Source organism: Formosa sp. S-31, from assembly GCF_051172795.1.
Taxonomy (GTDB): Bacteria; Bacteroidota; Bacteroidia; order Flavobacteriales; family Flavobacteriaceae; genus Formosa.
Genome location: NZ_JAENDK010000004.1, coordinates 299,848 through 313,296 on the forward strand (window position 1 = coordinate 299,848; position 13,449 = coordinate 313,296).

12 protein-coding genes are annotated in these 13,449 nt (G+C 36.9%); all 12 read left to right on the forward strand.

Annotated features, from left to right (window positions below; all coding sequences use genetic code 11):
• The first annotated feature begins 2 nt into the window (after positions 1 to 2).
• The 12 genes from ilvC (at position 3) to argB (ending at position 13,448) form a co-directional block, all read left to right on the forward strand.
• Entirely contained in the window at positions 3 to 1,505 is a 1,503-nt protein-coding gene (ilvC, locus tag I3217_RS07055; RefSeq protein ID WP_435049045.1) for a ketol-acid reductoisomerase, read from the forward strand.
• A gap of 7 nt (positions 1,506 to 1,512) precedes the next feature.
• On the forward strand, positions 1,513 to 2,778 hold the full coding sequence (gene ilvA, locus I3217_RS07060; protein WP_435049046.1) for a threonine ammonia-lyase IlvA: 1,266 nt from the start codon (positions 1,513 to 1,515) through the stop codon (positions 2,776 to 2,778).
• Between the two features lie 86 nt (positions 2,779 to 2,864).
• Complete coding sequence (locus I3217_RS07065; protein ID WP_435049047.1) at positions 2,865 to 4,457, forward strand: NADP-dependent glyceraldehyde-3-phosphate dehydrogenase; 1,593 nt, start codon at positions 2,865 to 2,867, stop codon at positions 4,455 to 4,457.
• Positions 4,458 to 4,872: 415 nt separating this feature from the next.
• The gene (locus tag I3217_RS07070) at positions 4,873 to 5,490 is read left to right on the forward strand and encodes a GNAT family N-acetyltransferase (protein ID WP_435049142.1); all 618 of its coding nucleotides are present in this window, start codon (positions 4,873 to 4,875) and stop codon (positions 5,488 to 5,490) included.
• Between the two features lie 8 nt (positions 5,491 to 5,498).
• Positions 5,499 to 6,677, forward strand: a complete 1,179-nt coding sequence (locus I3217_RS07075; RefSeq protein WP_435049048.1) for an argininosuccinate synthase — start codon at positions 5,499 to 5,501, stop codon at positions 6,675 to 6,677.
• Between the two features lie 94 nt (positions 6,678 to 6,771).
• Positions 6,772 to 7,755, forward strand: coding sequence for an N-acetyl-gamma-glutamyl-phosphate reductase (gene argC, locus I3217_RS07080; protein WP_435049049.1), 984 nt, complete (start codon positions 6,772 to 6,774; stop codon positions 7,753 to 7,755).
• A 20-nt stretch (positions 7,756 to 7,775) separates the two neighbouring features.
• A complete protein-coding gene (gene proC / locus I3217_RS07085; RefSeq protein WP_435049050.1) occupies positions 7,776 to 8,567 on the forward strand; it encodes a pyrroline-5-carboxylate reductase in 792 nt (263 codons plus the stop codon).
• Between the two features lie 2 nt (positions 8,568 to 8,569).
• On the forward strand, positions 8,570 to 9,709 hold the full coding sequence (locus I3217_RS07090; RefSeq protein WP_435049051.1) for an aspartate aminotransferase family protein: 1,140 nt from the start codon (positions 8,570 to 8,572) through the stop codon (positions 9,707 to 9,709).
• A 51-nt stretch (positions 9,710 to 9,760) separates the two neighbouring features.
• Entirely contained in the window at positions 9,761 to 10,957 is a 1,197-nt protein-coding gene (locus I3217_RS07095; RefSeq protein ID WP_435049052.1) for a glutamate-5-semialdehyde dehydrogenase, read from the forward strand.
• Between the two features lie 2 nt (positions 10,958 to 10,959).
• Positions 10,960 to 11,724, forward strand: coding sequence for a glutamate 5-kinase (proB, locus tag I3217_RS07100; protein ID WP_435049053.1), 765 nt, complete (start codon positions 10,960 to 10,962; stop codon positions 11,722 to 11,724).
• 10 nt (positions 11,725 to 11,734) lie between these two features.
• The gene (locus I3217_RS07105; protein ID WP_435049054.1) at positions 11,735 to 12,673 is read left to right on the forward strand and encodes an acetylornithine carbamoyltransferase; all 939 of its coding nucleotides are present in this window, start codon (positions 11,735 to 11,737) and stop codon (positions 12,671 to 12,673) included.
• The gene (gene argB, locus I3217_RS07110) at positions 12,666 to 13,448 is read left to right on the forward strand and encodes an acetylglutamate kinase (RefSeq protein ID WP_435049055.1); all 783 of its coding nucleotides are present in this window, start codon (positions 12,666 to 12,668) and stop codon (positions 13,446 to 13,448) included. Before I3217_RS07105 ends, argB begins: the two co-directional genes overlap by 8 nt.
• Position 13,449: the final 1 nt, after the last annotated feature.

The window sequence follows — 13,449 nt, forward strand, 5'->3', positions numbered from 1 at the left end:
AAATGGCAAATTATTTTAACACCCTATCATTAAGAAAACAATTAGAGCAATTATCTAAATGTCGCTTTATGTCATCTTCAGAATTCGAGGATGGTGTAAGTGCTTTAAAAGGTAAGAAAATCGTCATTGTAGGATGTGGCGCGCAAGGATTAAATCAAGGTTTAAACATGAGAGATTCAGGATTAGATATTTCTTATGCTTTACGGGCAGCTGCAATTGAAGAAAAACGCGCGTCTTATGTGAATGCTTCAGAAAATAATTTTAATGTAGGAACTTACGAAGAATTAATTCCTACTGCAGATGTGGTATTAAATTTAACACCCGATAAGCAGCATACTAATGTGGTGAACACCGTTATGCCTTTAATGAAAAAAGGAGCAACATTATCATATTCTCACGGTTTTAATATTGTAGAGGAAGGTACTCAGGTGCGTGAAGATTTAACTGTTATTATGGTGGCTCCTAAATGTCCGGGAACGGAAGTGCGCGAAGAATACAAGCGTGGCTTTGGAGTTCCAACATTAATAGCGGTGCACCCGGAAAATGATCCGGAAGGAAAAGGTTTAGCACAGGCTAAAGCTTATGCAGTGGCAACAGGAGGTGACAGAGCTGGAGTGTTAGAGTCGTCTTTTGTGGCTGAGGTAAAAAGTGATTTAATGGGAGAGCAAACCATTTTATGTGGGGTGTTGCAAACAGGATCTATTTTATGTTTTGACAAAATGGTGGAAGAAGGTGTTGAGCCTGGTTACGCTGCTAAATTAATTCAGTATGGCTGGGAAACAGTAACGGAAGCTTTGAAGCACGGTGGAATTACAAATATGATGGATCGCTTGTCTAATCCTGCTAAGATTGAGGCTTATAAATTGTCTGAAGAATTAAAAGATATCATGCGTCCGTTGTTTGAAAAGCATATGGATGATATTATTTCAGGGCATTTTTCTAAAACCATGATGGAAGACTGGGCTAACGACGACGTAAACTTGTTAACATGGAGAGCTGCTACAGCTGAAACCGCATTTGAAAAAACAAAGTTAACAAGCGAAAAAATCTCTGAACAAGAATATTTCGATAATGGAGTATTAATGATTGCGCTTGTAAAGTCGGGAGTAGAACTGGCCTTCGAAACTATGGTAAGTGCAGGGATTATAGAAGAGTCTGCTTATTATGAGTCGCTTCACGAATTACCATTAATAGCAAATACTATTGCAAGAAAGAAGTTGTACGAGATGAATCGTGTAATTTCTGATACAGCAGAGTACGGTTGTTATTTATTCGACCATGCTGCAAAACCATTGTTAGCAGACTTTATGAAAAGGGTTAAAACTAATGTAATAGGCAAGCCTTTTGCTACGTCTAATGCTGTAGATAATATTGAATTAATTGCAGTAAATGATGCAATTAGAAATCATCCAATCGAAGCGGTAGGTAAGACTTTAAGAACCGCAATGACTGCAATGAAAACAATAAAAACAGAGGTAGAAGAAGAAGCTTCTGTGTTAGCTTAAATTTTATATGCATACAGAAAATAAGACATATTATCCAAGTTTAAAAGCAGTACAAGCAGCGGCCGAACGACTAAAGTCGGTCGCTGTTTTAACACCTTTAATGGTAAATATGCAGTATTCTAAGCGTTTCGATGCCAAGGTGTTATTTAAGCGCGAAGATTTGCAATTGGTAAGGTCGTATAAAATTCGAGGGGCGTATAATCGAATTTCGTCTTTAAATCCAAACCAGCTGGAAAATGGTATTGTTTGTGCCAGTGCGGGAAATCATGCGCAGGGCGTTGCTTTATCTTGTAAATTATTAAAAATTAAGGGTACTATTTTTATGCCTTCCCCAACACCTAATCAGAAAATAGAGCAGGTTAAAATGTTTGGAGAAGAGTATACTAATATTGTATTGGTTGGCGATACTTACGATGATGCTTATCATGCGGCAATGTTAGAGTGCGAGCGTCTTAATAAAACTTTTATTCATCCTTTTAATGATAAGGAAGTCATAGAGGGGCAGGCTACAATAGGACTGGAGATTTTAAGTCAGACCGATTGTCCACTGGATTATGTATTTGTTCCTGTAGGTGGTGGTGGGCTGGCTTCTGGTTTGTCTACTGTTTTCAAGCAAATTTCACCAAATACTAAGATTATAGGAGTTGAACCTCAGGGGGCGCCATCTATGTCAACTTCAATCAGGAACGGTCATAACACAGCTTTAAAATCAATAGAAAATTTTGTTGACGGTGCTGCTGTTAAGAAAGTTGGAGATCGGACATTTTCCATTTGTCAGACGAATTTAGATGACATGATTACTGTTCCTGAAGGTAAAATTTGTGAAACTATATTGGAACTTTATAATAAGGATGCTATTGTGGTTGAACCTGCGGGAGCGCTTAGTGTGGCAGCACTCGATTTTTATGCCGATAAGATTAAGGGTAAGAATGTGGTGTGTGTAATTAGTGGAAGCAATAACGATATTACAAGAACAGCAGAAATTAAAGAACGCGCCTTATTGTATTCAAACTTAAAACATTACTTTATAGTGAAGTTTCCGCAACGTGCTGGAGCTTTAAAAGAGTTTGTAGCCGAAATTCTCGGGCCTAATGACGATATTACCTATTTTCAATATACCAAGAAAACCAACAGAGAAAATGGATCTGCTGTTGTAGGGATTGAATTGAAATCGGCTGCTGATTTAGAGCCTTTAATGACAAAAATGAAACTTAAAAATTTCTTCGGAGATTATATAAATGATAAACCCGATTTGTTTCAGTTTTTAGTGTAATCTTAACCCTTGTGGGTTAAAATTTAATATAGAAATAGTTATCTTTAGGATTCGTTAAAAAATCAATAGAGATAACTATTTTTATTATGAATACATCTGTCCTTGACATTCCGGAACAATATCAAATTACAGAAACAATACAACAGAAGACATACCTTGTTGGAGGAGAATTGAAATCCTGGTCGGGAGATATGGCTGAGGTTTACTCTACAATTTCTTCTACCGAGGTGTATGCGCCTACTTTGTTAGGTCATATTCCGCAACTGGGAAAAAAGGAAGCTTTGGAGGCTTTGGAAGCCGCATGTAGTGCATACGATAAAGGCCAGGGCGAATGGCCTACTATGAAAGTGATAGATCGTATTGCATGTATGGAGAAATTTGTAGTACAAATGAAAACCAAGCGTGAAGAAATTGTAAAGTTGTTAATGTGGGAAATTGGTAAAAATTTACCGGATTCGGAAAAGGAATTCGATAGGACAGTAGATTATATTTACGATACTATTGAGGAGTATAAGCAGTTAGATCGCGATAATGCCAAGTTTGAAAAACACGATGGTGTATATGCTCATATCAGACGTGGTCCTTTAGGCGTAGTGCTTTGTCTGGGGCCATATAACTACCCTTTAAATGAAACGTTTGCTTTATTAATTCCAGCAATAATAATGGGGAATACCGTTATTTTTAAACCGGCTAAACATGGTGTTTTATTAATGACACCTTTACTGGAAGCTTTCCAGAATAGTTTTCCAGATGGTGTGGTAAATATTATTTATGGTAGAGGTCGCGTTGTGGCTACTCCAATAATGGAGACAGGACGGGTAGATGTTTTAGCTTTAATAGGAAATAGTAAGTCGGCAAATGCACTTCAGGATAGTCATCCCAGACAAAACAGACTAAGGTTGGTACTGGGGTTAGAAGCTAAAAACCCAGCGATAGTATTACCTAATGCCGATTTAGATTTAACGATAGATGAGTGTATTGCAGGAACGTTGTCTTTTAACGGACAACGCTGTACGGCTTTAAAGGTGTTGTATGTGCATGAATCCATTCTGGAGGAATTTAATAAACGTTTCTCAGAACGTGTAGATGCACTTCAGTTTGGCAACCCATGGGATAAGGGAGCTAAGTTAACCCCTTTGCCGGAGCCCGATAAGCCTGATTATATACAGGGCTTAATAGATGATGCTTTAGAAAAAGGAGCTTCCATTTTAAACGAAAAGGGAGGTAGAACGGTTGAGAATTATATTTTTCCTGCGGTGTTGTTTCCTGTTAATAAAACCATGAGAGTATTTCAGGAAGAGCAGTTTGGACCGGTGATTCCTATTGTTCCGTTTAAGGATATAGAAGAGCCTATGGATGATATTGCAGATTCTAATTATGGGCAGCAGGTTAGTATCTTCGGACAGAATGTTCAAACGCTGGCGCCATTAATTGATACCCTTGTGAATTTAGTATGTCGCGTTAACTTGAACAGTTCCTGTCAGCGTGGTCCAGATGTTTATCCATTTACCGGACGTAAAGATTCGGCGGTTGGCACCTTGAGTGTACATGATGCATTGCGTTCTTTTTCAATTAGAACTTTTGTCGCGTCTAAAGATAATTCTTATAATAACGCTATTTTAAAAGAACTGCTTGATACTAAGGCGTCTAATTTTATTAGTACCGATTATATTTTGTAAAAATAAATAATGATTTTTTTTGGTGTGTTTTGATGTAGTTTAAATATTTTATGTAATTTTGTTTCATCTAGTTAACGAAAGGGGCCTAGGCCGACGATTTAGAGTTACTATTATGAAAACGACATATTATATTTTTACAGAGTTTAATGTTCAGTTCTTGAGCATATTATCCAATACCTTTATTCTTACACGTCGTTTTCGCCGCCCCTTGAGGGTCTAATGTTTATATTGAAGCAGGTGTGCCCTGCTTTTCCAAAAGAAAAGAATCCATTTGTTTTTTGACTAATTTTAAATACGCCTTATAGGTGTGTTATATGCTTAGGTCAAAAAATATTAACTTTATTAGGATTCAAAATAACAAGCAACAAAATTTAAATCATTATTTATTTCTAACCTAGATTGGTTTATGAAAAACATCGAGGTATTAATTGCCAATAAATCACATGTTAAATACGCAGAAATTATCTGCGAAACTATTGCAGAATCAGCCGCTGTTAGAGGAACTGGTATAGCAAGACGTTCTCCTGAGTATATTACGAAAAAACTGGAAAATGGTAATGCTGTTATTGCCCTGGAAGGCGACAAATTTGCTGGTTTTTGTTATATAGAACTTTGGGGTCACGGTAAGTTCGTGGCAAACTCAGGACTTATAGTTCACCCTGATTACAGGAATGTTGGCTTGGCTAAAAAGATAAAACATAAAATCTTTAAGCATTCAAGAACAAAATTTCCTGATGCTAAAGTGTTTAGTATCACAACAGGTTTAGCGGTTATGAAGATGAACAGTGATCTCGGTTATAAACCTGTTCCGTTTTCTGAGTTAACAGATGACCAGACATTTTGGGATGGTTGCCAGACCTGTAGAAACTACGACGTATTAACACGAACAAATAGAAAAATGTGTTTGTGTACAGGAATGCTTTACGACCCTAAAGCAAAATTAGAAAAACAGAAAAAAGTAAAAGACAAGGTTTTCAATAGATTAAAACATATCAAGGAAACTATGTTTTTAAAAAAAAAAGACCAAAAGTAATATAGCAGATGAAAAAATTAGTAATTGCCTATAGTGGCGGGTTAGATACTTCGTATTGTGCAGTAAGCTTATCAAAAGAATTTGAAGTGCATGCTGTAAGTGTAAACACCGGTGGATTTACCAAAGCCGAGATTGATAGAATTGAAGCAAATGCCTATAAAATGGGTGTAACAACCTATAAGAATATAGATGCGGTAGCAACATTTTATCAAAAAGTAGTAAGGTACTTAGTTTTTGGAAACGTATTAAAAAACAATACGTATCCGTTATCTGTAAGTGCGGAACGTATTATTCAGGCTATTGAAATTATTGAATACGCGAAAAGTATTGATGCCGAGTATATTGCTCACGGTAGTACAGGTGCAGGTAACGATCAGGTGCGTTTCGATATGATTTTCCAAACCTTGGCGCCAGATATTGAAATTATCACACCAATTAGAGATAAAAAATTAACGAGACAGGAAGAAATCGATTATTTAAAAGCCAATGGTATCGATATGTCTTGGGAAAAGGCGAAATATTCGATTAACAAAGGACTTTGGGGAACTAGCGTTGGAGGTTCGGAAACCTTAACGTCTGAAAAACCATTACCTAGTGAAGCATACCCGTCTCAGTTAAAACATTCTGAGGAAGAAAAAGTAAAATTAACCTTTGAAAAAGGAGAGTTGGTAGCTGTTAATGGAATTGAAAACGATCCTGAAATCAATATTGAAACCTTAAACAATTTAGCTTCGGCTTATGCCATTGGTAGAGATATCCACGTGGGGGATACGATTGTTGGTATTAAAGGTCGTGTTGGTTTTGAAGCTGCTGCGGCATTAATTACTATTAAAGCGCATCATTTATTAGAAAAGCACACGCTTACTAAATGGCAGTTACAACACAAAGAATATATTGCAAGTTTCTACGGGATGCATTTACACGAAGGTTTGTATTTAGATCCTGTAATGCGCGATATGGAAGCCTTTTTACAAAGCAGCCAGGATAAAGTGAGTGGCGATGTTACTGTAACATTAAAACCTTACCACTTTACATTAGATGGTATTGTATCGGAGCACGATTTAATGAGTGCGAAGTTTGGAAGCTATGGAGAAGAAAATAAAGGCTGGACGGCAGATGAAGCTAAAGGATTTATTAAAATCTTCGGAAACCAGAATAAAATTTATCAACAGGTAAATTCAAACTAAAACAGAACTAAAGCTTGTCATCCTGAATTGTCACACTGAGCAGAGTCGAAGTGTTGTTTCAGTATCTAAATGATGAGTTTGAAAAACAGTAAAAATGAAAAATATTCAAGTTGGAATTATTGGTGGTGCAGGGTATACTGCCGGCGAGTTGGTGAGATTATTAATCAATCATCCACAGGCAGAACTTAACTTTGTATACAGTACATCTAACGCAGGAAATAAAATAAGTAAAATTCATCAGGATCTTGTTGGATCTTTAGATTTGGAGTTTACCGATACGGTAAATCCGGATGTTGATGTGTTGTTTTTGTGTTTAGGACATGGAAATTCGGTTAAATTCTTATCGGAAAATACCTTTTCAGAAAACACAAAAATTATCGATTTAGGAAACGATTTCAGATTAGAAGCCGATAAAGTTTTTAATGGAAACACCTTTGTTTACGGGTTGCCTGAATTACAAAGGGAAGTTATTAAAACAGCTAATTATATTGCAAATCCAGGATGTTTTGCAACAGCTATTCAATTAGGTTTGTTGCCATTGGCGAATGCAGGATTGTTAAATAATGATGTGCATATTAATGCGGTAACAGGAGCAACAGGAGCAGGAACATCGCTTTCGGCAACGACGCACTACACGTGGCGAGATAATAACTTTTCGTATTATAAACCGTTTACGCATCAGCATTTAGGGGAGATTAATCAATCGGTGAAACAATTACAGAACGGATTCGATTCAGATATTCTGTTTATGCCTAACCGAGGAAATTTTTCAAGAGGTATTTTCGCAACGCTTTATACCGATTTTTCAGGTTCGGTTGAAGATGCAAAAGCACTTTATACAGAATTTTATAAGGATGCTGAATTTACGTTTGTTTCCGATGATGAATTACATTTAAAGCAAGTTGTTAATACTAATAAGTGTTTGATTCATTTGCATAAGCACAACGGAAAATTATTAATTACGAGTATTATAGATAATTTATTAAAAGGTGCCTCCGGACAAGCGGTTCAGAATATGAATTTAATGTTCGGACTTGAAGAAACCACTGGGTTGAACTTGAAAGCGACTTATTTCTAATAAAAAGAACTAACCAACACATGAAAATAGCAGTAATAGGAATCGGTAATTTAGGAAGTTCGATTGCAAACGGCCTTATTAAAAACAACACCTTTTCATTGTATTTAAGTAGCCGAAAGGCGAGTAGCTTAGAGACGTTTAAAGGCGTTGAAAACGTTGAAACGACTAACAACAATTCGTGGGCTGTAGAGCAGTCAGATATTGTTATTTTCGCTTTACAACCCAAACATATAGATAAGGTTCTGGAAGAAGTTTCAGGGAAGATTACCCAAAACCATATTGTTATTTCTGTGGCTGCCGGAGTTGAAATTCCAAGGATTGAAAGTATTATTGGAAGCGATAAAAATATCATGCGTGTCATGCCTAATACAGCGATTTCTATTGGTAAATCGATGACGTGTATTTCGGCAAACGATAAGGCTCAGGATAAAGTGAGTTTAGCACAGGATATTTTTAATCAATCAGGGACAACATTGGTGATTCCCGAAGAATTAATACAGGCAGCAACCGTTATTTGTGCCAGCGGTATAGCCTTTTGGATGCGCTTGGTTCGTGCTACGACTCAAGGAGCTATTCAGCTAGGTTTTGAAGCTCATGAAGCCCATGAATTGGCTGTGCAAACCTGTTACGGAGCTGCCAGTTTATTAATAGAAAGCGGTAAGCATCCGGAACAGGAAATAGATCGTGTAACCACGCCAAGTGGTTGTACAATTGAAGGGTTGAATGCTATGGAACACAATGGATTAAGCTCTGCTTTGATTCAGGGAATTGTAGCTTCATTTGAAAAAATTAATCAAATTAAAAAGAATTAAAAATGCCATTATTTGACGTTTATCCATTATATAATGTAACGCCGGTATCGGCGAAAGGTATTCACGTTTACGACGAAAACAATACCGAATATTTAGACCTTTACGGTGGTCATGCCGTAATTTCTATTGGTCATGCGCATCCTAATTATGTGGCTGCGATTACCAGTCAGGTGAATGCTTTAGGATTTTATTCTAACGCGATTCAAAACCCGATTCAGGTGGAATTGGCTGATAAGTTAGAAGCGCTTTCTGGTTGTGAAGGTTACAATTTGTTTTTGTGTAATTCAGGTGCCGAAGCGAATGAAAATGCTTTAAAGTTAGCCTCTTTTAAAACAGGAAAGTCGCGTGTGGTGGCGTTTAAAAACGGATTCCACGGACGTACATCGGCGGCTGTTGCAGCAACCGATAATCCTAATATTATAGCACCAATAAATGCGCAGCAGGAAGTAACCATTCTGGAGTTAAACGATATTGAAGGTGTAAAAACCGAGTTGGAAAAAGGAGATGTTTGTGCTGTTATTGTTGAATTTATTCAGGGTGTTGGAGGATTAGATCAGGCTACTGCCGAATTTTACGAGCAGGTTGATGCGCTTTGTAAAGCGAATAACACCTATTTTATTGCCGATGAGGTACAGTCTGGTTACGGACGTTCCGGGAAATTCTTCGCGTTTCAGCATTATAATGTGACTCCGGAAGTGATTTCAATTGCTAAAGGTATGGGTAACGGATTTCCTATTGGCGGGATTTTAATTCATCCGGATATTGAAGCAAAATATGGTATGTTAGGAACCACTTTTGGTGGTAATCATTTAGCATGTGCAGCTGGTTTGGCGGTTTTAAGCACCATTGAAGAAGAACAATTAATCGACAATGTGAATGCGATGTCCGAGTATTTCGTTGCTGTTGCTAAAACCATTCCCAAAATAAAAAATATAAAAGGACGAGGCTTAATGCTTGGTTTGGAATTCGATTTTGAAGTTGGAGATTTAAGAAAGAAATTAATCTACGATCACCATATTTTTACGGGAGGCGCTTCAAATAAAAAGCTGTTGAGAATTTTACCTCCACTAAGCATTAAAAAAGAACATATCGATCAGTTTTTTAAGGCCTTAAAAAAGGAGCTGGAAGCGGTTGAAGTATAAAAAATAACCTGTCATTTCGCCGATAGGAGAAATCACATAAGGATATAAAAAATGAACACCTTATTATCAATTGAAACAAGAAACGCTGTATTATTAACTATGGCGGAATTGCTTGAAAGAGATCGAGCAGCCCTCATAAAAATAAACAAAGGAGATCTGGAAGCTTACGAAGGTGATGACATTTCCATGTACGATCGTTTAAAAGTGAACGATGCTAAAGTAGATGAAATGATTGCTTCGGTAACGCATTTGGCATCTCAGGCAGACCCCGTTGGTGTTGAGCGTTTTAGTTTCAAACATGATAATGGCATGCAGGTGTATAATAAAACGGCATCCTTCGGAACGGTGCTGATTATTTACGAATCGCGTCCGGATGTTACCGTTGAAGCAGCGGGAATCGCCTTTAAATCAGGGAATAAAATTCTATTGAAAGGCGGAAAGGAGTCGACTAGTTCTAATTTAAAAATTGTCGAATTATGGCACGAGGCTTTAAAAGCAAATGGAGCGTCGACTGAATGGGTAGAATATTTACAATTCAACAGAACCGAAACACAGGCGTTTTTAGAAAATCCAACACAAAAAGTCGATTTAATTGTGCCACGTGGTGGTGAGCGTTTAATTGCTTTTGTGAAGGAACATGCGACTTGTCCGGTAATTATTAGCGGACGTGGAAATAACTTTGTGTATGTGCATAAAGAAGTCGATTTGGATATTGCTTTAAAAGTGATTATCAATGCTAAAACAGCTAAAATTTCAGCGTGTAATGCCCTTGATAAAGTGTTAATTGATGCTAATCTTCCGAATAAGAAAAGCTTTATAAATACATTAATTTCAGAATTAAAGAATTTTGATGTTCAGATTTTAGGTGATGAAAACATAGCGAAATATGAAGGTGTTGAAGCTATAGAATCTGACGATATCTGGTATCAGGAGTTTTTGGATTTTAAAATCGCTATTGCTGAAATTGCGTCAACTCAGGAGGCTATTGCCATGATTAACCAATATTCTGGTGGGCATTCTTCTTCAATTATCACAACTAATGAGGATGAAGCGAAAGTATTTATGGAAAATGTAGATACTGCAGCGGTGTACCACAACGCTTCAACGCGTTTTACCGATGGTGGTCAGTTAGGACTTGGAGGAGAATTAGCGATTAGTACCGATAAATTACATCAACGTGGTCCGATAGGTTTACAGCATTTGGTAACCAATAAATGGTATGTTCACGGTAAAGGACAAATAAGATAGGCATGCAGAAAAAGAAACGCATATTATTAAAGGTTGGTTCAAATACGCTAACTAAAGAAACCGATAATATTTCCAGAGGAAAAATCGAAGACTTAGCAAGTCAGATAGCAGAGTTGAAGGATACCTGCGAATTTGTTATTGTAAGTTCGGGAGCCATTGCCGTGGCTAAACAGTTTGTGAAACTGGAAAGTAAGCAAAAGGATGTTTTTGTAAAACAGGCTTTGGCATCTATCGGTCAGCCGCACTTAATAAGAATCTATCAGGAGATTTTCAGAGAATACGGATTGTTAACATCACAGTGTTTATTGTCGTATTCCGATTTCGAAAAGGAAGAAAGTAGAACTAACATTGTTAATACTATTAATGTGTTGGTAACTAATAATTATATTCCGATTATTAATGAAAATGATACGGTAGCTACCGATGAAATTAAGTTTGGCGATAACGATAAACTGGGAGCTTTAACAGCTTCACTTTTAGAAGCCGATTTGTTCATTATTGCAACCAATACCAATGGTATTTATACGAAAGAATCTATGGAAAATGGCATGCCAAAAACCATAGAACTAGTTGAAGATTTTGAAGCGTTGCAGAGTGAAGTTGTTAATTCAAAATCATCACACGGAAGCGGAGGAATGCAATCAAAAATAGAAGCTGCTGCCGTAGCCAAAAAATCAAATATAGAAACATGGATTGTAAACGGGCTGGAAGACAATTTTATATTAAATGCCTTCGAAAATAAAGTGCCGTTTACAAGAATCAAATAAAATAAGAAACATGAAACATTACACCTCCATACATGATATAGATGACATCAATTCCTGGATTGAGGACGCTAAAGAGTTAAAAAAAGATCCGTTAAAACATCTTGATTTAGGACGCAATAAAACCCTTGGGTTATTATTCTTTAATTCAAGTTTACGAACACGGTTAAGTACTCAAAAAGCAGCCTTAAACTTAGGGATGAATCCTATTGTAATGAATGTTTCAGGAGATGCCTGGGGTATTGAGTTTGGAGATAGTACTGTCATGAACGGTAATACAGCCGAGCATATTAAGGAAGCTGCTGCGGTGGTTTCTCAATATTGCGATGTCATTGCAGTTCGTGCGTTCCCAACATTAACTGATAAGGCTAAAGATGAAAGTGAAGAAGTTCTAAACGCTTTTAAAAAGTATGCCTCTGTACCTTTAGTTAATATGGAAAGTGCAACGGGGCATCCACTACAGGCATTAACCGATGCTATTACTATTTCAGAATACAAGAAAAAAGACAGACCAAAAGTGGTGTTAAGCTGGGCGCCTCATGTTAAGGCTTTGCCTCATGCCGTAGCGAATAGTTTTACTCAGGCCATGCAGAAAATGGATGTCGATTTTGTAATTACCAATCCTGAGGGGTATAATTTAAGTCCTGACATTGTTGGCGATACCCCTGTAATTCATAATCAGGAAGAAGCCTTAAAAGATGCCGATTTTGTTTATGTGAAAAACTGGAGTAGTTATGAAGACTACGGAAAAGTAATTAATACAGACCCGAATTGGATGATTACTAAGGAAAAAATTGGTGATGCTAAATTTATGCATTGTTTACCGGTAAGACGTAATGTGATTGTTGAAGATGCGGTGTTAGATAGCGAAAGTTCCATTGTGATTCAGCAGGCCAATAACAGGACCTATGCAGCGCAATTAGTTTTAAAGAAAATATTAGAAAATGCCTAAAGAAAAACTATCCATAGTAAAAATAGGAGGAAATATTATTGAAGATGCTTCAGCTTTAGCTGATTTTTTAAAATTGTTTTCAGGATTAGAAGGGAAGAAAATTTTAGTGCATGGAGGTGGAAAACGCGCCACGCATATCGCTTCAAAACTGGGTATAGAATCGCAAATGGTTAACGGGCGTCGTATTACAGATGCAGAAACATTAGAGGTGATAACCATGGTTTATGGCGGATTAGTGAATAAAAATATTGTAGCCCAGTTGCAAGCGTTGAATGTTGATGCTATTGGTTTAACAGGAGCAGATGCTAACAGTATTACTTCAGATAAACGCCCTGTAAAAGAGGTTGATTTCGGTTTTGTGGGGGATGTAAAATCGGTGGCTTATCATTCAGTTAATAAATTAATTGAAGCTAATTTTACTCCAGTATTTTGTGCCATTACCCACGATGGTAAAGGACAGTTGTTAAACACTAATGCCGATACCATTACCTCGCAAATAGCTATTGGCATGAGCGCATTATACGAGACATCTATTTACTATTGTTTTGAATTGAATGGCGTTTTAAAAGATATCAACGATAAGAATTCTGTTATTAAACACATAGACACCAAGTTATATGGTGAATTATTAGAGCAAGGTATTATTGCCGATGGTATGCTGCCAAAATTAGAAAACTGTTTCGATGCTTTAAACCATGGCGTAGCGAATATTAATATGGGAAACACTACAATGTTAACCCAGGAAAATGATAATTTTACAACAATAACACTTTAGA

What these genes read in the sequence shown, in the direction of transcription:
- ilvC (WP_435049045.1), top strand. Translation starts at nt 3, where the DNA reads ATGGCAAATTATTTTAACACCCTATCATTAAGAAAACAATTAGAGCAA.
- ilvA (WP_435049046.1), top strand. Translation starts at nt 1,513, where the DNA reads ATGCATACAGAAAATAAGACATATTATCCAAGTTTAAAAGCAGTACAA.
- I3217_RS07065 (WP_435049047.1), top strand. Translation starts at nt 2,865, where the DNA reads ATGAATACATCTGTCCTTGACATTCCGGAACAATATCAAATTACAGAA.
- I3217_RS07075 (WP_435049048.1), top strand. Translation starts at nt 5,499, where the DNA reads ATGAAAAAATTAGTAATTGCCTATAGTGGCGGGTTAGATACTTCGTAT.
- argC (WP_435049049.1), top strand. Translation starts at nt 6,772, where the DNA reads ATGAAAAATATTCAAGTTGGAATTATTGGTGGTGCAGGGTATACTGCC.
- proC (WP_435049050.1), top strand. Translation starts at nt 7,776, where the DNA reads ATGAAAATAGCAGTAATAGGAATCGGTAATTTAGGAAGTTCGATTGCA.
- I3217_RS07090 (WP_435049051.1), top strand. Translation starts at nt 8,570, where the DNA reads ATGCCATTATTTGACGTTTATCCATTATATAATGTAACGCCGGTATCG.
- I3217_RS07095 (WP_435049052.1), top strand. Translation starts at nt 9,761, where the DNA reads ATGAACACCTTATTATCAATTGAAACAAGAAACGCTGTATTATTAACT.
- proB (WP_435049053.1), top strand. Translation starts at nt 10,960, where the DNA reads ATGCAGAAAAAGAAACGCATATTATTAAAGGTTGGTTCAAATACGCTA.
- I3217_RS07105 (WP_435049054.1), top strand. Translation starts at nt 11,735, where the DNA reads ATGAAACATTACACCTCCATACATGATATAGATGACATCAATTCCTGG.
- argB (WP_435049055.1), top strand. Translation starts at nt 12,666, where the DNA reads ATGCCTAAAGAAAAACTATCCATAGTAAAAATAGGAGGAAATATTATT.